The organism is Alloactinosynnema sp. L-07 (genome assembly GCF_900070365.1).
Taxonomy (GTDB): Bacteria; Actinomycetota; Actinomycetes; order Mycobacteriales; family Pseudonocardiaceae; genus Actinokineospora.
Genome location: NZ_LN850107.1, coordinates 5,712,480 through 5,735,389 on the forward strand (window position 1 = coordinate 5,712,480; position 22,910 = coordinate 5,735,389).

At 68.6% G+C, this 22,910-nt stretch carries 27 protein-coding genes; 22 read left to right on the forward strand and 5 right to left on the reverse strand.

Features of this window, described 5'->3' with window-relative positions:
* The first annotated feature begins 71 nt into the window (after positions 1–71).
* The 10 genes from BN1701_RS25925 (at position 72) to BN1701_RS25970 (ending at position 7,782) form a co-directional block, all read left to right on the forward strand.
* The gene (locus tag BN1701_RS25925; RefSeq protein WP_054053078.1) at positions 72–1,280 is read left to right on the forward strand and encodes a hypothetical protein; all 1,209 of its coding nucleotides are present in this window, start codon (positions 72–74) and stop codon (positions 1,278–1,280) included.
* Positions 1,281–1,282: 2 nt separating this feature from the next.
* Positions 1,283–2,014, forward strand: coding sequence for an ESX secretion-associated protein EspG (locus tag BN1701_RS25930; RefSeq protein WP_054053080.1), 732 nt, complete (start codon positions 1,283–1,285; stop codon positions 2,012–2,014).
* Between the two features lie 276 nt (positions 2,015–2,290).
* Positions 2,291–3,406 carry an ADP-ribosylglycohydrolase family protein gene (locus BN1701_RS25935; RefSeq protein ID WP_231949707.1) on the forward strand — a complete coding sequence of 372 codons (1,116 nt, stop codon included), beginning with the start codon at positions 2,291–2,293 and terminating at the stop codon, positions 3,404–3,406.
* Positions 3,407–3,447: 41 nt separating this feature from the next.
* Positions 3,448–3,993 (forward strand): YbaB/EbfC family nucleoid-associated protein, encoded by a 546-nt coding sequence (locus tag BN1701_RS25940; protein ID WP_054053081.1) that lies wholly within the window; start codon positions 3,448–3,450, stop codon positions 3,991–3,993.
* A 40-nt stretch (positions 3,994–4,033) separates the two neighbouring features.
* Positions 4,034–4,321, forward strand: a complete 288-nt coding sequence (locus tag BN1701_RS25945; RefSeq protein WP_231949708.1) for a type VII secretion target — start codon at positions 4,034–4,036, stop codon at positions 4,319–4,321.
* Positions 4,318–5,952, forward strand: a complete 1,635-nt coding sequence (locus BN1701_RS25950; RefSeq protein ID WP_054053086.1) for a TNT domain-containing protein — start codon at positions 4,318–4,320, stop codon at positions 5,950–5,952. Before BN1701_RS25945 ends, BN1701_RS25950 begins: the two co-directional genes overlap by 4 nt.
* Entirely contained in the window at positions 5,949–6,200 is a 252-nt protein-coding gene (locus BN1701_RS25955) for a hypothetical protein (protein WP_054053088.1), read from the forward strand. Before BN1701_RS25950 ends, BN1701_RS25955 begins: the two co-directional genes overlap by 4 nt.
* Positions 6,197–6,382 (forward strand): hypothetical protein, encoded by a 186-nt coding sequence (locus BN1701_RS25960; RefSeq protein WP_054053090.1) that lies wholly within the window; start codon positions 6,197–6,199, stop codon positions 6,380–6,382. Before BN1701_RS25955 ends, BN1701_RS25960 begins: the two co-directional genes overlap by 4 nt.
* Entirely contained in the window at positions 6,379–7,014 is a 636-nt protein-coding gene (locus tag BN1701_RS25965) for an endonuclease V (protein WP_197672251.1), read from the forward strand. Before BN1701_RS25960 ends, BN1701_RS25965 begins: the two co-directional genes overlap by 4 nt.
* A gap of 75 nt (positions 7,015–7,089) precedes the next feature.
* Entirely contained in the window at positions 7,090–7,782 is a 693-nt protein-coding gene (locus BN1701_RS25970) for a hypothetical protein (RefSeq protein WP_054053094.1), read from the forward strand.
* Positions 7,783–7,822: 40 nt separating this feature from the next.
* On the opposite strand, the gene BN1701_RS25975 is transcribed toward BN1701_RS25970, so the two are convergent.
* The 3 genes from BN1701_RS25975 to BN1701_RS25985 all read right to left on the reverse strand — a co-directional run bounded on the left by BN1701_RS25975 (position 7,823) and on the right by BN1701_RS25985 (position 10,308).
* Complete coding sequence (locus BN1701_RS25975; RefSeq protein WP_054053096.1) at positions 7,823–9,232, reverse strand: M20/M25/M40 family metallo-hydrolase; 1,410 nt, start codon at positions 9,230–9,232, stop codon at positions 7,823–7,825.
* Between the two features lie 66 nt (positions 9,233–9,298).
* The gene (locus tag BN1701_RS25980) at positions 9,299–9,631 is read right to left on the reverse strand and encodes a hypothetical protein (protein ID WP_054053097.1); all 333 of its coding nucleotides are present in this window, start codon (positions 9,629–9,631) and stop codon (positions 9,299–9,301) included.
* On the reverse strand, positions 9,631–10,308 hold the full coding sequence (locus BN1701_RS25985; RefSeq protein WP_054053099.1) for a hypothetical protein: 678 nt from the start codon (positions 10,306–10,308) through the stop codon (positions 9,631–9,633). Before BN1701_RS25985 ends, BN1701_RS25980 begins: the two co-directional genes overlap by 1 nt.
* Before the next feature lie 233 nt (positions 10,309–10,541).
* On the opposite strand from BN1701_RS25985, the gene BN1701_RS25990 reads away from it, so the two are divergent.
* The 9 genes from BN1701_RS25990 (at position 10,542) to BN1701_RS26025 (ending at position 19,169) form a co-directional block, all read left to right on the forward strand.
* Positions 10,542–11,387 carry a helix-turn-helix transcriptional regulator gene (locus BN1701_RS25990; RefSeq protein WP_054053101.1) on the forward strand — a complete coding sequence of 282 codons (846 nt, stop codon included), beginning with the start codon at positions 10,542–10,544 and terminating at the stop codon, positions 11,385–11,387.
* 4 nt (positions 11,388–11,391) lie between these two features.
* The gene (locus BN1701_RS34680; RefSeq protein WP_082860425.1) at positions 11,392–11,580 is read left to right on the forward strand and encodes a DUF397 domain-containing protein; all 189 of its coding nucleotides are present in this window, start codon (positions 11,392–11,394) and stop codon (positions 11,578–11,580) included.
* A gap of 57 nt (positions 11,581–11,637) precedes the next feature.
* Positions 11,638–12,579, forward strand: coding sequence for a hypothetical protein (locus BN1701_RS25995; protein WP_157368224.1), 942 nt, complete (start codon positions 11,638–11,640; stop codon positions 12,577–12,579).
* A gap of 312 nt (positions 12,580–12,891) precedes the next feature.
* Positions 12,892–14,094 carry a pyruvate dehydrogenase (acetyl-transferring) E1 component subunit alpha gene (pdhA, locus tag BN1701_RS26000; RefSeq protein ID WP_054053105.1) on the forward strand — a complete coding sequence of 401 codons (1,203 nt, stop codon included), beginning with the start codon at positions 12,892–12,894 and terminating at the stop codon, positions 14,092–14,094.
* Entirely contained in the window at positions 14,094–15,119 is a 1,026-nt protein-coding gene (locus tag BN1701_RS26005) for an alpha-ketoacid dehydrogenase subunit beta (protein WP_054053107.1), read from the forward strand. The genes pdhA and BN1701_RS26005 overlap by 1 nt, the downstream gene beginning before the upstream one ends.
* A 3-nt stretch (positions 15,120–15,122) precedes the next feature.
* Positions 15,123–16,496 (forward strand): dihydrolipoamide acetyltransferase family protein, encoded by a 1,374-nt coding sequence (locus BN1701_RS26010; RefSeq protein WP_054053109.1) that lies wholly within the window; start codon positions 15,123–15,125, stop codon positions 16,494–16,496.
* 256 nt (positions 16,497–16,752) lie between these two features.
* The gene (locus BN1701_RS26015) at positions 16,753–18,120 is read left to right on the forward strand and encodes a carboxypeptidase-like regulatory domain-containing protein (RefSeq protein ID WP_157368225.1); all 1,368 of its coding nucleotides are present in this window, start codon (positions 16,753–16,755) and stop codon (positions 18,118–18,120) included.
* Between the two features lie 108 nt (positions 18,121–18,228).
* Positions 18,229–18,756, forward strand: a complete 528-nt coding sequence (locus tag BN1701_RS26020; RefSeq protein WP_054053112.1) for an ABC transporter permease — start codon at positions 18,229–18,231, stop codon at positions 18,754–18,756.
* The gene (locus BN1701_RS26025) at positions 18,753–19,169 is read left to right on the forward strand and encodes a hypothetical protein (RefSeq protein ID WP_054053115.1); all 417 of its coding nucleotides are present in this window, start codon (positions 18,753–18,755) and stop codon (positions 19,167–19,169) included. The genes BN1701_RS26020 and BN1701_RS26025 overlap by 4 nt, the downstream gene beginning before the upstream one ends.
* A gap of 12 nt (positions 19,170–19,181) precedes the next feature.
* Here the strand turns inward: BN1701_RS26025 and BN1701_RS26030 are convergent, their stop codons facing one another.
* Together BN1701_RS26030 and BN1701_RS26035 are read right to left on the reverse strand one after the other, a co-directional pair.
* Positions 19,182–19,799 carry an SCP2 sterol-binding domain-containing protein gene (locus BN1701_RS26030; protein ID WP_054053118.1) on the reverse strand — a complete coding sequence of 206 codons (618 nt, stop codon included), beginning with the start codon at positions 19,797–19,799 and terminating at the stop codon, positions 19,182–19,184.
* A 17-nt stretch (positions 19,800–19,816) separates the two neighbouring features.
* The gene (locus tag BN1701_RS26035) at positions 19,817–20,461 is read right to left on the reverse strand and encodes an SCP2 sterol-binding domain-containing protein (protein ID WP_054053119.1); all 645 of its coding nucleotides are present in this window, start codon (positions 20,459–20,461) and stop codon (positions 19,817–19,819) included.
* Positions 20,462–20,541: 80 nt separating this feature from the next.
* Here BN1701_RS26035 and BN1701_RS26040 point away from each other — a divergent pair, with 80 nt between their 5' ends.
* The 3 genes from BN1701_RS26040 (at position 20,542) to BN1701_RS26050 (ending at position 22,900) form a co-directional block, all read left to right on the forward strand.
* Complete coding sequence (locus tag BN1701_RS26040) at positions 20,542–21,195, forward strand: TetR/AcrR family transcriptional regulator (protein ID WP_054053121.1); 654 nt, start codon at positions 20,542–20,544, stop codon at positions 21,193–21,195.
* Between the two features lie 77 nt (positions 21,196–21,272).
* A complete protein-coding gene (locus tag BN1701_RS26045; RefSeq protein WP_054053123.1) occupies positions 21,273–22,349 on the forward strand; it encodes a helix-turn-helix domain-containing protein in 1,077 nt (358 codons plus the stop codon).
* Positions 22,346–22,900, forward strand: a complete 555-nt coding sequence (locus tag BN1701_RS26050) for a hypothetical protein (RefSeq protein WP_054053125.1) — start codon at positions 22,346–22,348, stop codon at positions 22,898–22,900. Before BN1701_RS26045 ends, BN1701_RS26050 begins: the two co-directional genes overlap by 4 nt.
* The last annotated feature ends 10 nt before the right edge of the window (positions 22,901–22,910 follow it).

Consider the following 22,910-nt stretch of genomic DNA (forward strand, 5'->3'; position numbering starts at 1 on the left):
ACGTCCCCGTGACGACCGTGACGTTCGGTAAGGTCGTCACGCGCCAAGAGTGAGAGTCAATCGGGGGCAGCATGTTCGAGGCGGGTGGCGGTGGCGGCGGCGGACTGTCCGCGCACCAGATCTATATCGCGCTGAAAGAGGGGCCCGGCACCCACAGCCTGGAGTCCGCCTACGGCGTGGCCGACACCGAAGCGACTCTCGAAGCCGAGCGCGCCAAGCTCGTGCAGCGGCTCGCCGAGAAGATCGAAGCCGGTTGGGAAGGCCAGGCGGGCGCCGCCGCGTTCGGCGCGGCCAAGCCGCTGGCCGACGTCTCCATCGTCGGGGCCACCAACCTGGAGAAGACCCACATCCTGCTCCAGCAGCAGGCCGACGGCTTCAACCGCGCGTCGTCCCAGGTGCACCCGGTCGCGGAGAACCCGCCGGAGACGAACTGGATCGACGACTGGAGTCCCTGGGACACCGACACCGAGGACGAGGTCAAGCGGCACCAGGAGAAGTCCGAGCACAACATCCGCGTCTACCGCCAGTACGACGACCAGAGCATGTCCAACGAGCAGGAACTGCCGATGGACTACTCGTACCTGACGGATCCGGGCGGCTCGGTCGCGGTCACCCCGCCCGACGGCGGCGGCAAGGAGCCGGTCGACCCCGGCAAGAAGGACCCGTGGACCCCTCCGGGGGGCGACGGCCGGGACGACCGCTACAACCCGCCATCGCTGCCTGACGAGAACAAGCCCAACCCGCCGGACCAGACCAGGCCCCAGCAGGTCGGTCCGCCGCAGGTGACGCTGCCCAACGAGCACCACAACCTGCCGAACCGGCCGGAGATCACCCGGCCGCCGGTCAGCCTGCCGCCGCAGCCGCCGGTCAGCCCGCCGTACCCGCCTGGACCGTTCGGGCCGGGCGGCGGCGGTGGCACGGGCGGCGGCCCCCGCGGTGGTGGACCCGGTGGCGGGCCGCGCGGTGGCCCTGGTGGTCTCGGCGCGACCGGTCCCCGGTCCGGCTTCGGCGGCGGTTCCGGCGCGGAGCACGGTCCTGGCGGCCGGGCGGGCGCTGGTGCGCTCGGCGGTGAGCACGGTCCGGGTGGACGCGGTGCCGCCGGTGGCGCGGGCGCCGGTCGTGGCGGCGCGGGCATGGGCGGCGGCATGGGTGGCGGCGGCGGTCGCGGCCAGGGTGGCGAGGACGAAGAGCACACCCGCGCGTCGTTCCTGCAGGAAGACGACCCGGAGGCGATCTTCGGCACCGACGAGGTCACCGCGCCACCGGTCATCGGGGAGTAAGGGTGAAGGTCGAACTTTCCGTCCACACGCTCTACCGCCTGCTGGAGACGCAGAACCTCGGCGAGCCGCACACCGTCTTCACCGGCGGCGAGCGCTACTACTCGCCGCGGTTCAAGCAGGAGAACGACGCCCAGTTCCGCCGCGAGTTGGAGCGGGCCAAGATCGTCACCCAGCGCGGGATCGACCCCGACTTCCTCGACCTGGTCCAGGTGGTCCAGCGCGCGGGCACCGAGTACTACGGCTGGCTGCGCGACGCCGAAGGCCCCTACACCGTGCTGACCGCCACCGCAGGCAGGCTCGGGGTGCTCGCCGAACGCATCGGCGACCAGGTCACCTTCGAGCGGATCGACGCCGCCCGCGCGCTTGAGTCGTTCGTCTACCGCCTGCCGAACGTGCCCCCGGCGCGCGGCGAGGCGATCTCGGTGCGCATGGCCGACCTGACCCCCGCCAAGCCCGACGGCTACGGCAGGCGCTCGGCCGCCCCGCCACAGGCCCGCAAGCTCGACGAGCTGATGAAACAACCCCGCGTCGGCGGCGCGAAGCTCTACACCGCCAAACGCGACCAGCGCGGCAGGCGCCTGCGCGCCGCGGAGTGGATCACCGCCATCGATCTCCAGGCGGGCCGGTGGGCGATCTACAAGACCGGCCGCGGCGAGACGTCGGTCATGGCGGTCCCCGGCAGCGCGCAGTTCATCGGCAAGCGCTTGCGGGAGCTTCACGAAACCATCGACTGACCCGTTCACGAACGTGTGTCGTGAGCCGTCGCCTCGCGGCGCGACCGAGATCCACACCGACGACCGAGCTTGGTCTGGTGGGGGGCAGGGTCGCGGCGGGTGACCTCGACGGACGCGCAGAACCACCGCCCACCCCCTAGGTGACACTGGCCGAGCGGATCCGGGCGGTCCCGCACCAGGGTCCCGACTTCCAAAACGCGGCCTCAAGCAGTACATCCAGACACGATCGGACCCATAACCTCAGACGGTTCGCACCCCCCTACTAGCCTTGCCCGCGTGGACGGCGATTTCCCCTATGACCGCGTGATCCCCGCCGACCGCCTGCTCGGCTGCCTGGTGGCAGGCGCGGTGGGCGACGCGCTCGGCGGACCGGTCGAGTTTCTCTCCATCGACGAGATCCGGTCGCGGTTCGGCGCGGAGGGCACCACCGGCTACGCCGACGCCTACGGCGGCCGCGGCAAGATCACCGACGACACCCAGATGACGCTGTTCACCCTGGAAGCGATGATCCGCGGCCACGTCGCGCGCCGCCTGCTCTACTTCGAGCAGCACCCGTCGTCGGTCCTGCAGCACGCCTATCAGCGCTGGTATCACACCCAGGGCGTGCCGTGGCACAAGGCGGCGGGCTCCTACGCGATGCAGGCCGAGCCAGACGGCTGGCTGATCGGCGAGCGTGACCTGTTCCACCGCCGCGCCCCCGGCTCGACCGTGCTGCACGCCCTGGAGGGCTTCGCCGCGGGCGCCGATCGGGGAACCCTGTCCAACAAGCTCAACGATTCCAAGGGCTGCGGCGCGGTCATGCGCGCGGCCCCGTGCGCGCTGTGGTCGGAGGACCCGCTCGACGGGTTCGTCATCGCCGCCCAGGCGGGCGCGCTGACCCACGGCCACCCCAGCGGCTACCTGTCGGCGGGTGCCCTGGCGTTCATGGTCCACCGCCTGCTCGACGGCGCCGAGCTGGTCGAGGCGATCGCCGACGTGCGCGCCGAGCTGATCACCTGGGAGGAGTCCACCGAGACCGTCGCCGCGCTCGACGGCGCGGTGCGGCTGGCCGAGCAGGGCAGGCCGACCCCGGAGCAGCTCGCGGGCCTGGGCGGCGGCTGGGTGGGCGAGGAGGCGCTGGCGATCGCGGTGTGTGCGGCGCTGGTGGCCGAGGACCTGGAGGACGGGCTGCTGCTGGCGGTCAACCACTCCGGCGACAGCGACTCGACCGGGTCCCTGTGCGGCAACCTGCTGGGCGCGGTCCACGGAATCGGCGCCATTCCGGCCGACTGGCTCGCGGAGTTGGAACTGCGCGACGTCATCGAGCGTCTAGCCCAAGACGCGCTGATCGAATTCAGCCAGCAGAACTCGCTGGAGAACCCCGACTGGCAGGTGCGGTACCCGGCCTGGTGACGGTAGGTTCCGGCGGTCCGATAGTAGGAACGGGTGACAGCGTGACACAGCCGCGATTCGGTGGGGACGGCTTCCAGACCGAGCAGGAGATGCGGCGCTGGGCGGCCGACATCGAGGCCAAGGCGCAGCGCTACCAGTCGATGCAGGCCGAGGTGGCCACGGTGACGGTCACCGAGGTCTCGCGCGACGACGTGGTGCGAGTGACGGTCGACGCCACGGGCGCGGTCACCGACCTGGTGATCAGCGACAAGAGCCGCGACCTGCCCGGCGCCGAGCTGTCCACGATGGTGCTGACGACGATGCGCCGCGCCCAGTCCAAGATCACCGAGCAGGTCGCCGAGGTCATGGTCCGCACGGTCGGCGACGACGAGCAGACGGTCAACGCGGTGGTCGATTCATATCGGCAGAGATTCCCGGAACCGGAGCCCGATCTTGAGCGTCCGACCGTGAGCACAGTCGAGGAGATGCGACTGGGCGATGTGCCAGAGGACGACGAACAGCCACCCCGCCGACCGCAGCGACCCCGCCCTCCCCATGACGATGACGACGATGAAGACACCTGGGGCGGACCTCCCATCCTGACCTGATCGAAACGGAGTCCCCGCCGTGCCCAACGGATACGGAGTCTTGACCGGCGAGTTAGGCGGTCACGCGAGCAGGCTCGACGCCCTGCACGACCGGCTCGACCAGGCCGTGCAGGCGGCCAACCAGGTCCACCTCGGCGACAGCGCGTACGGCGTGATCTGCCAGTTCTTCGTTCCGGTCGTGCACATGGTCAGCGGCCCGGGCGTCGAGGCGATCCGTCAAGCCACCGAGTCCATGGCCGACTCGGCCCAGGGCGTGCGCGACAGCTCGACCTCGTACGACAACGTCGAGCGGGCCAACACCCAGCCCTTCGCGGGCGGTGCCCAGTGACGAACCCGCTTATCGCCGAACGCAAGGACTCCACGACGGCGGTCACCGGCATCGGCATCGCCGAGTCGGCCGTCGACATCTACAACGGCGTCCAGAACGGCTCCTGGGTCGAGGGCGGCATCGGCGCGCTGGGCGGCGGGCTGGAGGCCCTGTCGCTGGTGCTCGACCCGATCGGCACCCTCGGCCAGTACGCGGTCTCGTGGGTCATCGAACACGTGGCGCCCTTGCGCGACGCGCTGAACTGGCTGGCCGGGGACGCCGACCAGATCGCCGCGTACGCGGCCACGTGGAAGAACGTGTCGCAGGCCGTCGCCGGGGTCGCGGCGGACTATCAGACGGAGATCACCAACGGCACCGCGGGCTGGCAAGGCCCGGCGGCCGACGCCTACCGGACCAACGCCGCCCAACAGGGCGAACACATCACCGCGGCAGGCACCGGCGCCGACACGATCGGCACGGTCGTCGAGGTCGTCGGCGTCCTGGTCGGCGTGGTCCGCGGGATCGTCCGAGACCTGGTCGCCGAATGCATCTCGACGCTGCTGATCCGCTTGCCGCAGTGGCTCGCCGAGTTGGGCCTGACGCTGGGTTTGGCGACCCCGCACGTGGTCGCCTCGGTGGCGGCGCTGGTGGCCAAGTGGGTCGGCCGGGTCACCGACATCATCACCAAGCTCACCCGGTCGCTGGAGAAGCTCCGCCCGATCATGAGCAAGCTGGGCGAGATCTGGGAAGCCGTCAAGCGCGGCCTCCAGCGCCTGCGCACCGCGGGCCGCGGCGCCGACTCCCCGGACGCGCCCGACACGGTCCGCTCCGCCACCCCCACCACCACCCCTTCCGGCGCGGCCACTCCGGACACGCCGTCGAGCGCCACTCCGCCCACGCCGAGCACATCGACCACCCCGTCCGGTGCGGCCACCCCGGACACCCCGTCGACTCCGACGCCCACCACAACACCGTCGGGCACGACCACGCCCAGCGGGGCGACGGACGCGCCGACTCCGCACGTCGACCCGAGCCCGCCCGTCGGCGTCCGCGACTACGACGCCACCGGCAAAACGGTCCCGACCAGCCAACTCCGGCATCCACACGCGAACCTGATCGACGATGACCTGATCACTCAGGCCAGGGCGAACCCGAATCGAGACGCCATCATCAACACCAACGGGGTCCCCGCCGACCACCCAGCCGTCCGCGACCTGATGCCGCCGACGTACGACCCGCACGCGGGCCTCGGCGAAGCCGGGTGGAACCAGCAGTACTGGCCGACGGGCGACACCGGCCGCTATGGCAACCGGATGCTTGAGTGGCCCGACCCCGAGGCGCACCCGCAGGGCTTCGCGACCCCCGAGTCGCGGACGCCCGGTGTCCTGCAGCCCGGCCAGACCATCGACCGCTTCGGCAGCGCGCGCGGCGACTTCGTCTCGCCCGCCGACACGCCGTACCCGCAGCGTGGTCTGCCGCCGGACAACCTCAACAACGGCTACCACCAGTACGAGGTGGTTCGTCCACTGCCGGTGTGGGAGGGTCCGATCGCCCCGGCCATGGGCCAGCCTGGTGGCGGGACGCAGTATGTGCTGCCGCACTCCGTGGTCGATTTGATCAACGCCGGATATCTCAGGGAGATCCCGCTGTGAACCTACAAGCCCTCGGCACCGCCCTGGACGCGATGGGAATCGAACCCAGGGTGGTGGCCCTCGGCGCCCGTGACGAGCAGTGCTGGTGCGTGCTGCCTGACGCGGACGGGGTCTGGGAGGTCTACTGGCTCGAACGCGGCCAGAAGAACCACTTGGTCCGCCTGCCGTCCGAGTCGGACGCGTGTGAGCTGCTGCTCGGCAAACTCGCGTACAGCGAACTGGTGGCGGGCAGGCTTCGCCGCCAGTGACCGCTATCCGCTCGGGCACGTACGCGGTGTTCCGGGGCGAGACGCGCGCGGGCCACTACTCGCCGCGCGCGGACTTCATCTACGCGGGCGACAACAGCGGCTGGGCGCGGAGGCACCCGATCCGGTACCGCGAGCGCCACACCGATTTGCTTCACCCCAGTCGGACGGGTTCACCGTGGTGATCTGGCCGTCCACTGAGGACGAAGCGGTCGCCGAGCAGCTGCGGCTGCGGGATCTCGTCGTCGACCAAGCCCCCGACGGCTTCGCGCCCAAGACCGTGGCCGGGCTCGATGTGCACTACACCGATATCGGCGTCGCCGCCGTCGTGGTGCTCGATCTGGCGACGCTGGAGGTGGTCGATCAAGCCGTGGTCAAGGGCGAGGTCGACTTTCCTTACATCCCCGGCCTCTTCGCCTTCCGCGAGCTGCCATTGCTGCTCCCCGCGCTCGACCGGCTCACCGTTCGGCCGGACGTGCTCGTGTGCGACGGCCAAGGCATCGCTCACCCGCGGCGGTTCGGGCTGGCCTGCCACGCGGGTGTCCTGACCGGCATCCCGTCCATCGGGGTCAGCAAGAGCGCCTTCGGCGGCTACCCCGACCCCGGCCCGAACCGCGGCGACTGGACCCGGATCGAGGACGACCGCTGGCCACTCGGCCGGGCATTGCGCACGCGCGAGGGCGTCAAGCCGGTGTTCGTGTCGGTCGGCCATCGGATCGACATCGGCACCGCCACCGAGTTGGTCCTCCGGCTCACCCCGAAGTACCGCCTCCCGGAGACAACCCGACTGGCGGATCAACTCAGCCGACGCGGGTGACGAGCGTTCCCCGACGGCCCACGAGTGATTCCCAGTCGTCCGGCTTTGTGAGACCTCGCCGTTAACGTGTGTGGCATGGGTCCCCTCCTGAGCACACATCCCGTCAATGTCGAGGGCAGACGGGCCGTCGGCGTGGTCGCGTTGATCGTGTCGCTGCTGTGCCTGTTACTGCTGGCAGGCATGACGGTGTTCGACCTCGGTGGCGTTGAGTACATGGCGCTGTTCGCCCTCTACCCTCTCGCGATCACCGGGCGCGTCGCCGTGGTGATGCTGAGACCCGCCGCCCGAATACCGGAGACCTTCGAGTTGTATGAGGGCGGGATCGCCCAGGTGTTGGGCAGCGAGCGGCGCGCTTGGATGTGGGAGCAGGTGAGAGCGATCGACGTGGTCCAGCATGGACCCATCAACCCCAAGGGTGCAGGCGTCGACTGCCGCATCCGCTTCGACGACGGCGTGATCGTCCGGGTCACGGGATCCACCGCCGACTGCCCCGCCATCCTCGCGGCACTCGGCACGCACTGCATCGAAGCCACCCGTGAAACCCTGCGTCCCCACGGCCTGCGCCGGACAGTCATGGTGCTCGGCACGGTCACATTGGTAGGCGCGGGAGTGGCGACCTGGGCCGTGTTCAAGTCCTACGACACCCTCGACGAGGACGGCAGCTCCCACTTCGGGTTGGCCATGCTCGCGGCCGTGTGCGTGGTGCCCGCGTTTATCAGCGCGATCACGTTGGCGGTGCTCGCCACGACCCGGCGCCGGCGTGCGTGAACACCCCAGCGCCGGGAGTCCGGCGCTCGGGGATCCACGGTCAGGCGTTGGCGTGCGCGTCGAGGATGTGGGCGACGGCCTCGGTGACGCGGGTGGCCTGGGCGATGTCGAGCGACTCGTCCGGGACGTGGATGTTGCTGTCCGGGCCGACCGCGCCGGTGATGACGAACTGGGCGTCGGGGTAGCGCTCGGCGAGCAGGCCCATGAACGGGATCGAGCCGCCCATGCCCATCGTGCGCCAGGGTGCGCCGAACACCGTGTCGCTCGCGGTGTCCAAAGTGGACCGAAGCCACGGGGCGAGCGGGGGCGCGTTCCAGCCGCCCGCGGCCTCCAGGCGGGTCAGCTCGACCTGGGCGCCATCGGGCACGTCGGTGGTGAGGATCGAGCGCACCTCAGCCAGCGCCGCGTCCGCGTCGGCCGTCGGGGGCAGGCGGAAGCTCAGGGTGAGGGTGGTGAACGGGCGCAGGACGTTGCCCGCGTTCTCCGGTTCCGGCAGCCCGGACGCGCCGATGACCGAGAGGGTGGGGCGCCAGCTGCTGTTGAGGACGAGTTCGACCTCGTCGTCCACGACCGGGCGCACGCCCTCGGCGAACGGGATCGCGGAGATGACGGTGCCGGGCGCGGACTCGACGGTCGCGCGGGCCTCGGCGGCGCGGTCGGCGGGGATCTCGACGTTCATCGAGGACAGCTTGATCTCACCGGTCGACGAGTCCTCGACCCGGTCGATCAGCTGCCGCAGGACCCGGAACGAGCTGGTCACGACCCCGCTGACGGTGCCGGAGTGCTGGCCGCCGGTCAGCACCCGCACGGTCGCGGTGACCGATACCAGGCCGCGCAGGGACGTGGTCAGCCAGAGCCGGTCGTAGTCCATGCCGCCCGAGTCGAGGCACACCACCAGCGACACCGCACCCAGGCGCGCGTCGAGGTGTTCGAGGTAGGCGGGCAGGTCGTAGCTGCCGGACTCCTCGCACGTCTCCAGCAGGATCACGCACCGACTGTGCGCGCCACCGCCCGCCCGCACGGCCTCGACAGCGGCCGTCGCGGCATAGCCGGCGTAGCCGTCGTCGGCGGCGCCGCGACCGAAGAGTTTGCCGTCGCGCACGACCGGGGTCCACGGGCCGAGCCCCTCAGCCCAGCCGCCGACCGGGGGCTGCTTGTCGAGGTGGCCGTAGAGCAGGACGGTGCCCGCGTCGACCGTGCCGGGGATGTCGACCAGCAGCAGCGGGGTGCGCTCCGGCAGCCGCACGACCTCGACGGTCGCCCCCGGCAGATTGCGCTTGGTGATCCACGCCCGCAGGTGCTCGACGGCTGCGTCCAGGTTGCCGTTGGCGGCCCAGGCGGCGTCGAAGGAAGGGGAGAGGGCGGGGATGGCCACGAAGTCCTGCAGGCTCGGCAGGATCTCTGCCTGCCAGAGTTGCTGGACGGTCTGCGCCGTTGCTGTCTTGTCCACGCCCCGATACTGCCACCTGGGATGTCCCGGCCGCTGCCCCGGGACATCCACCCCTCGTTTGCCTGTCTACGGAGTTACCGTCCCCGACGGCGTGTCGGCAGCCGCCAAGTCCGCCAACTTGCGCAGTTCATCTCGGAATCCGGCCCAGTCGTCACCGGGCAGGCGCTTCTCGGCTTCGGGGACGAGGTCATCACGCAGCGCCGCGATGATGGTCGCGCGGGCGGGCGGCGGGAAGTCGCCTGCGTCGATGAACTTCAGGTTGTTGTCGTCGATCACCTTCAGTTCCGCCACAGTGTCAGGATCACCGATGTGGTTGATCAGGAACTCGATGACGAAGTTGAACAGCGAGTTGTTGACGACCCAGCGCGCGTCGTCAGTGATCCAGATGTCGCCTGCCATCACATTCCCACAATGAACACTCGGGGGCCGAGCGGCCCGATGAACTCTTGCACCCGCTTGACCTGCTCGGGCGAGAACTGGGAGACGTCAACCGGCACGTAGTAGGACTTGTCCATGTGGTCCACGATCCGCTCTGTGAACTTCTTCCACTGTCGGTCAAGGAACTCCCCCGGAAAGTTACCCACAGCGTCGTAGGTCCTGCCGTCCGGACCGATCCAGTCCGGCCCCGTCTCATCGGGAGACCGGACGAGAGCGGTACGGCGTTTGTCCTCGATCCGACGGGCTGTCTGGGACTCCCCGGGCCGGAACCGCTGGACCGCCGGGTCGTAGCCCAGCCTCCACTCTCTCTCGCTGAGCCCCGCCGAGTCCGGCCCCCGCGACGCCGCCGCAACCGATCCTTCCTCACCGGTGGAGCCCCCAATCTGCCCGATGTGCACGGCCAGGTACTTCTCCGCTCCGACGAGCAGCGCGTGTGCGTGACCGGCGGCGTCTCGCGCCGCTCGGAGCGCGCCGAACGCATCACGGGTCTGTGGATTGCGGCTGCCGAAGGTTGCCCGGCCGAACAACGTCTGCGCCTGTTCGAGACGATCGGCAGCCACGGTCACCTGTTCTCGCATTGACTGCGTCTGCTCGATGACCGCGTTCAGGCTGGCGGCTAGTTCCTCGACTGAGCTCATCGCTACAGGTTCCTCATGTACTGCGCTGCTGCTTCGGTCGCGGCAGATGCGGCCAGGCGAACCTCGGCCACACGTTCGGCCGCCTCGCGCAGCGTGCCCTGCGCGGCTTGGGCCTCCATCTGCGCGGAGACCAGCGTGACGGTTTGTACCGCTGGTTTCCTTGTATCGGTAGGCGAAACGGCTCATCTCATCGTGGCATTTCGCGGAGAGGTAGCGGCTGGTCCAATGATCAGGTGAGCGAGTACCACGGGACCGCGCGCGCCCGAGCGCTGGCGGCGGAACTAAAGCAACTGCGTGAGGATTCGGGCCTGACGACGGTGCAGATCGCCGCGCGGGTGGGGATGTCCGCGCCAGTCCTCAATCGCAGCGAGAACGAGAAGAGGATCCCGAACCCGGAGGAGGTCTCAGCGCTGCTGGTCGTCTACGGCGTAGGTGGCAAGGAACGAAAGCGGCTCATGGACCTGGCCCGCCAGGCCAACTCCGACGACTGGCTGGAGTTCGTCAGCGACGAACCCGACCCAAGCAATATGCCCCTGTCGTTCTTCGAGCAACAAGCCAGCCTCATTTCACATTTCAACCCTCTGATGATCCCAGGCATGTTCCAGACCGCCGCCTACGCGCACGCCGTGATGCGGGACGCCGGACTGGAGCCTGAGGACGCAGAGGCCCGCGTGACCGCGCGGATGAATCGCCAGATGATGTTGCACAAGCCGAATGGCCCGCATTACCTGGCGATCATCGAGGAGGCCGCACTCCGACGCCCGATAGGCGGCAAACCGTTGCTGGCACAACAGATTCGCGGCCTGATGGAGACCGCGAAGCTGCCGACAGTCGAAATCCGTGTGATCCCGGACCGGTGGACCGGATTCGTGCCGCACGGCGCCTTCTCGCTGCTGGAGTTCCGCAAGGCCACGCCATTGGTGTTCATCGAACACCTCACCTTCCGGGGGTTCATCCACCGCCCCGACGACACTCGCCCGCTTCAGGCACTCAGAGATAGGCTGGTGACGATCTCGATGGGCGCCGGGGAGACCGTGGACTTCCTGACCCATGTCGTCGCCGACCTTGAGCGAGGATGACCTGATGGATGGACCGTGGCGGAAGTCGTCGTTCAGCAACAATCAGGATGATTGTGTTGAGGTTGCCTTCCCTGGCCAGGTTGGGCTCAGGGACTCCAAGAACCCCGATGGTGGTCGTCTGATCGTGTCCGTCGAGTCCTGGCGGTGTGCGCTGAGATCGTTTTCAGGTCCGCTCGGGCACTCTCGTCCTTGAGACCGTGGTCTTGACAGTTCCCGCACAAGGCCACGGTCTCACCCATACGCTGCCCCCATGAAGCGCACATGCCTGATCCTCGCCGCAGGCCTCACCCTGGCAGGCTGCGGTGAATCGCCCGTGCCGACCGCCGCTACGACTGTCGGCGGGCTGGCGCTGGCCCTGGCGACCGTCGAGAACAACGACGACTCCCGCACGTACGTCGAGTACGCCGACTTGACCAAGGTCGCCGCGCTTCGGGACAAGGACGCCAGGAAGGCGCGGATGGTGGAGTTCGTCGGCTATTCCGGCATCGGCGACTACCGCATCAAGATCAAGGAAGAGCTCGATCTCGATCTCACGGCGTTCAAAGAGGCGGTGACGGTCGGCAGGCCGCCCACCGCGTCAGCACGGTTCCGGGGCGCCTACGACAACGGCGCGGTCAACGCGAAGCTGAGTGGGCGCAAGGCGACCGAGTCCAAGTCCGGCGACTTCACCGTCTGGCGCACGAACGAGGACGACAAGATCGAGATGGACGGCCCGATGAGCGATGTCGGCCCGCTCAACCAGTTCAACGCGATCCGGACCAGTCCGACCGAGTTCACGCACTCCGCTTCCGGCGCGCGGCTGGGCTGGTTCGACCAGGGCAGCCTGCTCGACGATCCGACGATCAAGACCCTCGCCACCTGCCTGGACGACGTCTCGGCGGCGATCATCCAGGCGGCCGTGGAGCGCAGGCCCGCCGTGGCGGCCGGGGTCCGGATCGGCGACGACACCACCGACATCGTGTGCCTGCGGGCCAAGTCCGAAGAAGACGCGGGCGAACTGCGCAAACAGCTCGAAGCGACCCTCAAAGGCGCCAAAACGGCGTCAGGCACCCCCTGGTCGAAAATTCTGCCAGGGGCCACCGTCGAAACCGTGGGGGACACCGTGCGGATCAGCGCCAAGAGCGAGACGCCCGGGATGGTGTTCTCTGCGCTCAGCCGGGGCGACCTCGACATGTTGGTCAACTTCGAGTGACGCAGCTCACGACCGGACATGAAGGTTCTTCCAGGTCGCGGACCCGACTCTTCTGAGCTGCTGTGACCGCGTGCCCCTTTGAGCCCCTAACGTCGGGAATCCGAGCGTTTTCGCTGATCAGCGGCGCATTCCCGACGGCTAGGGGCCATCCGGGCCTCACCACTGTTGCCCCGAACGTGTCAGGATGTCGGGGAGAACCGTCAGCGCCGACGGTGGCCAACCATCCAGAACCGGGTGGGCGAGGTGACCGGCGGCGCGGCTGCATGCCGTCGCCACGAGCGACTGTGCGGCCCAGACACGAGGAGAACGCACATGTCGTCCCCAGAAACGTGGACGCACCCGGAGCCCCGTGAGGGCCCCGCCGCCACCGCCGCTGCCCCAACAGCAGAGCAGGTGATCGCGGGTTTGCGAGCGACAAGCGAAGGCGGTCCGGAGCTGGTCCAGCTCCTGACCCCCGAGGGTGAACGGGTCGAGAACCCGGAGTTCGACCGCTACGTCGCCGATGTCACCGCCGACGACCTGCGCGGGCTGTACCGCGACATGGTCCTGGTGCGGCGTGCCGACCGGGAAGCCAACGCACTGCAGCGGCAGGGCCAGCTCGGCATCTGGGTCCCGCTGCTCGGCCAGGAGGCCGCGCAGATCGGGTCGGGCCGGGCGATGCGACCCACCGACATGGCGTTCCCGAGCTACCGCGAGCACGGCATCGCGTGGTGCCGGGGGATCCACCCCAAGGAACTCCTGGGCATCTTCCGCGGCACCGACAACGGCAGCTGGGACTCCAACGCCACCCGCTTCCACCCGTACACCATCGTGATCGGCAACCAGGTGCTCAACGCCGCCGGTTACGCGATGGGCCAGCGGTTCGATGGCAAGGTCGGAGACGACGACGGGGAGGCCACCGTGGTCTTCTTCGGCGATGGCGCGACCTCGCAGGGTGACGTGCACGAGGGCTTCGTGTGGGCATCGGTCTACGACGCGCCGCTCGTCTTCTTCTGTCAGAACAACCAGTGGGCGATCTCCGAGCCCACAGAACGCCAGACGCGCCTGCCGCTCTACCAGCGCGCTCGCGGCTACGGCTTCCCCGGCATCCGGGTCGACGGCAACGACGTCCTCGCCACCCTCGCCGTCACCCGGTGGGCGCTCGACGCCTGCCGCCACGGCAACGGGCCGGTCCTCATCGAGGCGTTCACGTATCGGATGGACGCCCACACCACGACCGACGACCCGACGCGCTACCGGCTCTCCGACGAACTCGAGGCCTGGAAGCTCAAGGACCCGATCGAGCGGCTGCGGGTCAACCTGGTCCGCCACCACGACGCCGACCAGGAGTTCTTCGACTCCGTGCAGGCCGACGCCGACGCGCTCGCCGTGGAGCTGCGCGAGTTCTGCTTCAACATGCCCGAACCGCCGGTCGAGCAGATGTTCGACAACGTCTACGCCGAGGCGAGCCCGGTCCTCGACGCGCAGCGCGACGAGTTCCTTTCCTACCACGCAGGCTTCGGAGGTGAGCACTGATGGCCGCACCCGCGATCAACAAGCCCGCTACTGACTCCAGGACCCAGTCGCTGACCCTGGGCAAGGCGCTCAACCTCGGTCTGCGCACCGCGATGGAGGCCGACCCCAAGGTCATCGTCATGGGCGAGGACGTCGGCAAGCTCGGCGGTGTCTTCCGAATTACCGACGGTCTGCAGAAGGACTTCGGCGAGCACCGCGTGCTCGACACCCCGCTGGCCGAGTCCGGCATCATCGGCACCGCGGTCGGCCTGGCCGTGCGCGGCTTCCGGCCGGTCTGCGAGATCCAGTTCGACGGGTTCATCTTCCCCGGCTTCGACCAGATCGTCTCCCAGGTCGCCAAGCTGCACGCGCGCACGCAGGGCCGGGTCAAGGTGCCCATGGTCATCCGCGTGCCGTTCGGCGGCGGCATCGGCGCGGTCGAGCACCACTCCGAGTCCCCCGAGTCGTACTTCGCGCACACCGCGGGCCTCAAGGTCGTCACCTGCTCCAACGCGGTGGACGCCTACTGGATGATCCAGCAAGCCATCCAGTGCGACGACCCGGTGCTGTTCTTCGAGCCCAAGCGCTACTACCACTCGGCCAACATGAAGGCCGACGTCGACACCTCGGCCACGCCAGAGCCGCTGTTCGCTTCGCGCGTGCTGCGCACCGGGACGACCGCGACCGTGGTGGCCTACGGGCCGTCGGTGAAGGTCGCGATGGACGCGGCCACCGCCGCGGCCGAGGAGGGCAAGTCGCTGGAGGTCATCGACCTGCGCACGCTCTCCCCGCTCGACCTGGCCCCGGTCTACGACTCGGTGCGCCGCACCGGTCGGCTGATCGTGGTGTCCGAGTCGCCGTCGGAGGCGTCGCTGACCTCCGAGATCGCGGCCAAGGTGCAGCAGGAGTGCTTCTACTCGCTGGAGGCGCCCGTGCTGCGGGTCAACGGCTTCGACGTGCCGTACCCGCCCGCGAAGCTCGAAGAGCACTTCCTGCCCGACCTCGACCGAGTGCTCGACGCCGTCGACCGCTCGCTGGGGTGGTAGTCGATGCCTGAGTACAAGACTTTCCCGCTGCCCGACACCGCCGAGGGCCTCACCGAGGCCGAGATCCTGTCGTGGCACGTCAAGCCGGGCGACACGGTCACGGTCAACCAGATCATCGTCGAGATCGAGACGGCCAAGGCCGCCGTCGAGCTGCCCTGCCCGTGGGCGGGCGTGGTCACCGAGCTGCACGTCAAGCCCGGCCAGACCGTCGACGTCGGCGCGCCGATCCTGACCATCGACGTCGACCCCGGTGGCGCCGCCAAACCGACCAACGGTTCCACTCCCGCGGCGGCCGCGCCGGTGGAAGAGGAAATGAAGCCGCTGGTCGGCTACGGCTCCAAGACCGTCACCGCCAAGCGGCGCGCGCGCAAGGGCCCGGCCGTCCCCGCGTCGGCCGCGGCCGAGGCGGCACAGAGCACGGTGGCCGCCGCGTTCGAGCACCACCAGGGTCCTGTGCCCGACCCGGAGCCGGTCGTGCCCGACAGCCCGGCCGCGCTGCTCGACCTGCCCGGCGGGTACGTCCCGCTGGCCAAGCCGCCGGTCCGCAAGCTGGCCAAGGACCTCGGCGTCGACATCCGCTCGCTCACCGGCAGCGGTGAGAGCGGCGTGATCACCCGCGCCGACGTCGAGCGCGCCGCGTCCGGACCGGTCGACACCCCGGCCGCCGTGGTAGCCCCGCGCGGCGAGCGGCGGGTGCCGATCAAGGGCGTCCGCAAGGTCACCGCGCAGGCCATGGTCGCCAGCGCCTTCACCGCGCCGCACGTCACCGAGTTCCTGACACTCGACGTCACGCCGATGATGGAGCTGCGGGCGAAGCTGAAGAACCACCCGGAGTTCCGGGGGGTCAAGCTGACCCCGCTGGCGTTCTGCGCCAAGGCCATCGCCATGGCCGTGCGCCGCACGCCGGAGGTCAACTCGTCGTGGGACGAGGCCGCCCAGGAGATCGTCTACAAGGACTACGTGCACCTGGGCATCGCGGCCGCCACGCCGCGCGGCCTGATCGTGCCCAAGATCCGCGACGCCGACACCCTGTCGCTGCGCGAACTCGCCGAGGCGCTCGACCTGCTGACCACGACGGCCCGGGACGGCAAGACCCCGCCCGCCGACATGGTCAACGGCACGATCACGATCACCAACGTCGGCGTCTTCGGCGTCGACACCGGCACCCCGATCATCAACCCAGGAGAGTCCGCGATCCTCGCCTTCGGCGCGATCCGGGACACCCCGTGGGTGGTCGACGGTGAGATCAAGATCCGCAAGGTCTGCCAGCTCGCGCTGAGCTTCGACCACCGCCTGGTCGACGGCCAGCAGGGCTCGGAATTCCTCGCCGACGTCGGCGCGCTGCTCGCCGACCCGGCGCTGGCGATCACGTACTGACCGAGCCGCGAAACCCGCTGTCCCGTTCGCCGGGACAGCGGGTTTTGTCATGGGGGACCAAAACACTGGACTCGCGCGCGGCGACACCCGATGGTCAAGATCGGCTTCGGCGGATGGAGACCTGCGGATGTTTCGACGAACGACTCTCTTGTGTGGTGCGCTGCTACTCCTGCTCGGCTTCGCCACGGCACCTGCGAACGCGACGACAGAAGTCGGTTCACTGTCGGCTCGGTACACGACCGCGGCGGGCTCGCCCGTGACGAACGCCGGGGTCTCGATCTTCGACATGACGCAAACCCTGCGGGGCTGGGGTGTGACCGACGTCGACGGCTGGATCCGCATCACCAACGTCCCGGTCGGCGACTACAAGATCCTGTTCCGCTCCCCGAGTGGTCGCACCCAGTGGGCGACCCAGAAGTCCGACTTCGCCACCGCCGACCCGATCGCCATCCAGGCAGGCGTCGAGACCGTGCACCGCGAGATCTCGCTGCCGACCGGCGGCATCGACCTGACGGTGCGCGACGCACGCACAGCGGAACCGACGGTCGGGGCCTGCCTGTCCACGCTGTCCGGACCGATGCCGATTCGCGGCTGCACCAACGGCGCGGGTCGACTCGTCATCAGCCAGGTCACCGTGGGCACCTACACACTCCTGGTCACACCGCCGCAGGGCTACCTCACCGAGACACTGCACGACGTCGTCGTGTCGGAAGACCACACCACGGCACTGGCCGTGGCGGCGACCAAAGCTGCTCGACTCGCCTTCACCATGCGGGACAAGGCCACCGGCACGCCCGTCAGCGGCGCGTGCGTGACACTGGTCGAGGCAGGCGCGCGGGGCGTCGTCGGGACCGAGTCGATTTGTGCCGACGACCAGGGGCTCGTGCGGTTCGACGGGATGCGGCCAGGTCGCCATCGCGCGTTTGTGCGGGCCACCGACAGTGTGCACGGCAGCCAGTGGGTCGGCGTCCACGGCGGTACGGGCAACATCGACCGGGCCAAGTGGATCGAGGCCGTCGCCGGGCAGACCGCGCATACCGCCGTCGACCTCGACCGCGCGGGAACGATCTCCGGAACGGTCACCGCCGCGCGCGACGGCCGACCGGTCCATGGACTCTGCCCGACCGTCACGCCTGCGGGCCCATCACCCAGCCAACCTGCCGGTGTCACCTGTACCGCGGCTGACGGTCGCTACACGATCAGCGGACTCGGCCCCTACGACTGGCGACCGCAGTTCCCGGACTACACCGGCGCCTACGCGTGGACGTGGTCCGGCGGTGCCGCCCACCGGCTCGACGCCAGGGCAATCACGGTCTATTCAGGACGGAACAGGACTGTTGACGTGCGGCTCGCCGACGCGGGAACCGTCACTGGACGCCTAATCGGCGCGACACGACCGAGCGAGTCCATCGTCGTTCGGGCGTTCAACGACCGTACTGGCGACTACGCGGCGCCGGAGGGTCGGATCCTCCCCGGGCCTGAGTATGTCCTCACCGGCCTGGGCTCGCAGAAGCTCGTGATCACCTATCTCGCGTCGGTGGCACCGGACGTCGCGTGTTCAGGGCCGGTCGAGGTCGAAGCAGGCGGGGTCGCACAGCTCGATCTCGTGGTTCCGACGCCGTGACAAGTGCGGGCCCCTATAGACCGTTTGCGTGATACCCGTCACAGGGCGGCGGGAGTGGCCGATACTGGGGTTGTCGGCTCGATTCCGCACGCTCGAAGGCGGCGCGACATGCCCCACGACCCATATCAGGACCGCAGGCGTCCTCACCAACGCAATGTCGGTGGTTACGGCAACCGCAACGTCGGTGGCAACTACCACGAAGACAACCGCGCCTGGCACCAGAACGTCGACAATCGCCACGGCCGGTACGCCAACCGCGACTACATCGAGAACCGCAACCGCGCCTACTACGAGGGCGACCAGTTCCACGTGGACACCGGTCAGGACATGGGCATCGGCCGGGGCAGCGGACGTGGCATCGGCAGGCTCATCGCCTTCATCGGCATGGTCATCGCCCTGGCCGGGTTCGCCGCGTTCGCCTGGACGATCTTCAGCTTCGGCGCGAGCATCAACGACGGCGGCACGCCGGACCTGTTCAACAAGGAGTTCAACGGCCTTCCAGTCATCCCGATCGCGTTCGGCGCTTTCCTGGCAGGCGGCCTTATCGCGGGTGCCGGGCGATCCATGTCGAAAGCGGCACTGCGCCGCCACGAACAACGCGAGCGGGACCGACGGCGACGGGAGTACTACCGATGAGCCAGCAGAACATCGGCGGCAGCGGCAACATCAACGTCGGCGGCAACTACCACCAGGACAACCGCACCTGGCACCAGAACGTCGACAACCGCGGCGGCGTGTACGCGGGCCGCGACATGGTCGTGCAGGTCCCGCCAGAACTGCTGCGCGACCTCGACCACCTGAGCGGCCTGCTCGGGAAACTGCGACTCAGCGAGCAAGAGCGCTCGGCGGCGGCGTCCGCGCTCGGCCAGGCCCGGCAGGCGGCCGACCAAGCCGATCCGGAAGGCGTGGGGAATCACCTGCACCGGTTCACCCGGGCTCTGGTCAACGCGGGCGCCGTGGCCCAGGCAGGCACCTCGCTGACCGACGCCATCGGCCGCATCGCCACCTGGCTGGGCCCGGTCGGCGCGGCGGTGCTGGCGTTGCTCTGAGCCTGGGCCGAGTCAGGCCTTGGGCAGGTCGAAGTAGGAGATCAGGGTGGCCGCGAAGGCGATGTCGCCCTTGACCTTCACCTTCGCCGACAGGAACAGCATCGGCAGGCTCACCGTGCCCGCGACCGCACGCAGGAAGTCGGCGGGGGCGATGGTGACGGTGACCCTGGCGTCGGCGGTGGGGTGGTCGGCGGACTCGCACGTGCCGTTGTCGATCACGGTCTCGAACCGGTCGAAGCCGCCATCGCCCGCGCCGCCGGTGAACCGCCAGTGGATGACGGCCTGGAGATTGGCGGCGCGGTCGCGGTCGAGGTGGGTGGTCATCCGGCTGAAGACCTCCTCGAACACCACCTGACGCAGTCGTGGCTGCTCCATCAGCGCTTCGAGGTGGTCGCGGGAGCAGCGGCCGAGGAAGCGGATGAACACCTGCGTGCTCATTCCCGCGAACTCCAGGCCGGTGCCCGACGAGCCGAGGATGTCGAGCACCTCGATCAGCCGGACGAACTGCGCCGGGGTCAGCTTGGCCGGGTCGATCGCCTCGGCGAAGCCGTCGAGGTCGTGGATGGTGCGCGGCTCGATCCGGTGCCACTTCTGCTTGCGCCGCCACGACCGCTTCCGTCTTTCGGGCATGGCTGCAGTCTGCCCCGTCAAGCGCGTGGGAGGTCGAACAGGCCGGTCAGACCCGCCGCGAAGGCCAGGTCACCGCGGACCTTGAGCTTGCCGGTCATGAACAGCACCGGGGCCGAGGCGTTGTTGGTGATCAGCTTGAGGAAGTCAACCGGGGACACCGTGATGGTGGCTCGCGGCTGGCCTTCCAGGTCCCGGTTAACGGAACAGACCCCGTTTTCGATCAAGGTCTCGTAGCGGTCGTAGCCACCTTCGCCCGCGCCTCCGGTCAGCCGCCAGTGCACGACGGCGTGCAGGCCGCCGGTGCGGTCCTGGCGCAGGTGGGTGCCCATCCTGCGGTAGACCTCGTCGAGCACCTGCGCCCGCAGCGCGGGGTCGACCATGATCGACTGGAGCTGGTCCTTGGAGGCGTCGGTGATGATCTTGGCGAAGGTGACGGCGGCCAGCTTGGACAGCGCGAGGTCAGCGCCTTCGGCGGCGAGTCGCGCGAACGCGCGCAGCATCGTGGACAGGCCAGTGCGCCCGAGTTTCCTCGGATCGATCGCCCGCCCGATAGCATCGACATCTATGTCCATCGTGGCCGCTTCCTCGATGGTCAACCGATCAAGCAGCTCCACCAACTCCCGCGGCTTCAGCGCGTCGAGCGTCCGGCGGGTCTCGGTCATCGGGTCAGCCCTCCTTACCTACTGACGAGTAGGCTACGGGCGAGTAGATTTACGTGCAAGTAGGAATTGGAGGCCATCGGGTGAGCGTCGAAGAAGAGCGCAAACCGGCGCGGGTGAAACGTCTGCCCCGCGAGGTCCGCGAGCGCCAAATCCTCGACGCCGCCGTGCGGGTCTTCTCCCAATACGGCTACCACAACGCGTCGATGGACGAGATCTCCGAGGTCGCCGGGGTCTCCAAGCCGATGATCTACGCCTACCTCGGCCACAAGGAAGACCTGTTCGCCGCCTGCATCCGGCGCGAGGCCACCCTGCTGATGGAGGCCATCGCGGCCGGGGTCAGCAGCGACCTGGCCCCCGACATGCAGCTGTGGCACGGCCTGCGCGCCTTCTTCCAGTTCGTCGGCGAACAGAAGCAGAGCTGGCGGGTCCTGCACCGCCAGGCCACCTCCCAGGGCGGCCCGTTCAGCGAGGAACTCCTGGCCATGCGCGGCCGCGCGATCAACCTGGTCGACGCCCTCCTGGTCCGCTCAGCCACCACCCGCGGCGAGTCCCCAGCCAAGTCGACCGAGGCCATGGCCGCCGCATTGGTAGGCGCCAGCGAGTCCCTGGCCGACTGGTGGCTCGACCACCCGGAGGTCCCGGACACGACCGTGGCGTCGTGGCTGATGAACCTGGTCTGGATGGGCTTCGGCGACCTGGTCACCGGCACGATCTGGACACCGACCCCCAAATGAGTGCGCAGATTCGCCCGGTTGGGTAACGACTGCACCCACTCGCTTGACACGTGCGAAAATCGCACGACCATAGGGGTATGGAATGGTCGGCTGTTGGTGAACGAGTACGGGAGGCCCGGCTGGCGGCAGGCCTGTCGCAGGAGCGGCTCGCCCAGCTCGTCCAGCTCGAGCGAACGAAGATCGCGAAGATCGAGTCAGGCGATCGGCATATCGACGCGCTCGAACTCGTCCGCCTGTCGGAGGCGCTCAAGGTTCCGATGAGCCACTTCCTTTCCGCCAGACCGCAGGTCGTATCCCGACGCGCCCAGATCGTCGAAGACACCGACAGCGAGGCAGCTCGCGAGTCGTACCGGATCGAAGCCGCTCTGCTCGCCTGGCTGCGCGAGGTTCGGCAGTTGGAGAACCTCGGGGTATTCACAGCACCCGCCGCCATGTCGTACCAGGATGGCGCCGCCGACGCGGAAGCTGCCCGAAAGGCGGCACTCTGGCTCCGAGATCAACTCGGTCTTTCGAACCGTCCAATTGAAACTCTGATGTCCGTGTGTGAGGCGGCAGGTCAGCTCCTGCTTGTCGACAACATCCCGGGAGACGGCGCGTCGCTCATCGATGGCGACACCGCTGTCGCCATCATCAGCGGAAAAGCCGACCCCGGACGCCGTCGCGCCACGGCCGCACATGAACTCGGGCATTTCATCCTGGGTGATGAATACTCCAGCGACCTTGGCGTGGCGGTGTCCAGAGCTGAGCGCGAAGGCATTGTGGACGCTTTCGCATCCGAACTGCTGCTCCCCACGCAGGTCATTTCCGAGAAATGCCGGACGAACAGCCGGGATGACCTCGTCATCATGGCTGCGCGCTACCGCACCTCCTGGTCACTCGCGGTCCGCCAAGCAGCCCACGCGGGAGTCATCGGCGACCAACACGTGCACAAATGGTGCGCGGTCGCTCCTACACAAGCGGAACTGAAGGACGCGGTCGGCTGGGCACCCCAGGCCGATCTCAACAGTGTCCGGGTCCCGCCCAAATACGCGCACGCCGTAATCAACGCATGGCGAGCGGCCTACATCACGGCTGACCGCGCCGTCGAACTCATGCACGGACAGATCCGGCTCAGCGACTTACCGACGGTCGCTGGCAAGGAGCCCGAGCCGTGACGGCCCCATCGAGCAAGTTCGTCCTGGACGCGATGTGCCTGAATCACTTCGCGCGGATCGACCGGCTCGACGTCCTTCGCGATCTGCTCGTCGCGGACCAGTGCTACACGACGTACGTAGTGTTGAACGAGATCAAAGATGGGGTTCATACTCACCCACTCCTCGCAAGCGCCCTGGAAATGGACTGGGTGAGGCCCAGGCGTCTCGACTCGATTTCCGAGCTGGACTGCTTCGCGAAGTGGATCGAACGAGTCGGCGCCGCGCGAAGGAACCAGGGCGAAGCGAGCGTGTTCGCGGCCGCCGAACTATTGGGCGGGATCGCCATCACTGATGACGGCGACGCCCGGAAGGTCGCGAGCAAGTTCGGACTCGCGGTCCACGGAACCATCTGGCTGCTGGCACGCGCCTGCAACGACAGCAAACTCACGCCGGTGGCCGCCGGAAACCTGGTCGATATGCTTCAAGCGTCGGGAATGCGACTCCCCTGTACCGGTGCGGAGTTTCCAAGCTGGTGTCATGAACGCGGTTTGATCCAGCTCTCACCTGAATAACCAGGGCCTT

Bases quoted from the DNA above. Each gene is read 5' to 3' on its own strand.
- BN1701_RS26045 (WP_054053123.1), top strand. From the start codon at position 21,273: ATGGAATGGTCGGCTGTTGGTGAACGAGTACGGGAGGCCCGGCTGGCG.
- BN1701_RS25970 (WP_054053094.1), top strand. From the start codon at position 7,090: ATGGGTCCCCTCCTGAGCACACATCCCGTCAATGTCGAGGGCAGACGG.
- BN1701_RS25995 (WP_157368224.1), top strand. From the start codon at position 11,638: ATGAAGCGCACATGCCTGATCCTCGCCGCAGGCCTCACCCTGGCAGGC.
- BN1701_RS25985 (WP_054053099.1), bottom strand. From the start codon at position 10,308: ATGAGCTCAGTCGAGGAACTAGCCGCCAGCCTGAACGCGGTCATCGAG.
- BN1701_RS25980 (WP_054053097.1), bottom strand. From the start codon at position 9,631: ATGGCAGGCGACATCTGGATCACTGACGACGCGCGCTGGGTCGTCAAC.
- BN1701_RS26020 (WP_054053112.1), top strand. From the start codon at position 18,229: ATGCCCCACGACCCATATCAGGACCGCAGGCGTCCTCACCAACGCAAT.
- BN1701_RS26035 (WP_054053119.1), bottom strand. From the start codon at position 20,461: ATGACCGAGACCCGCCGGACGCTCGACGCGCTGAAGCCGCGGGAGTTG.
- BN1701_RS26025 (WP_054053115.1), top strand. From the start codon at position 18,753: ATGAGCCAGCAGAACATCGGCGGCAGCGGCAACATCAACGTCGGCGGC.
- BN1701_RS26010 (WP_054053109.1), top strand. From the start codon at position 15,123: ATGCCTGAGTACAAGACTTTCCCGCTGCCCGACACCGCCGAGGGCCTC.
- pdhA (WP_054053105.1), top strand. From the start codon at position 12,892: ATGTCGTCCCCAGAAACGTGGACGCACCCGGAGCCCCGTGAGGGCCCC.
- BN1701_RS26030 (WP_054053118.1), bottom strand. From the start codon at position 19,799: ATGCCCGAAAGACGGAAGCGGTCGTGGCGGCGCAAGCAGAAGTGGCAC.
- BN1701_RS34680 (WP_082860425.1), top strand. From the start codon at position 11,392: ATGGATGGACCGTGGCGGAAGTCGTCGTTCAGCAACAATCAGGATGAT.
- BN1701_RS26005 (WP_054053107.1), top strand. From the start codon at position 14,094: ATGGCCGCACCCGCGATCAACAAGCCCGCTACTGACTCCAGGACCCAG.
- BN1701_RS25925 (WP_054053078.1), top strand. From the start codon at position 72: ATGTTCGAGGCGGGTGGCGGTGGCGGCGGCGGACTGTCCGCGCACCAG.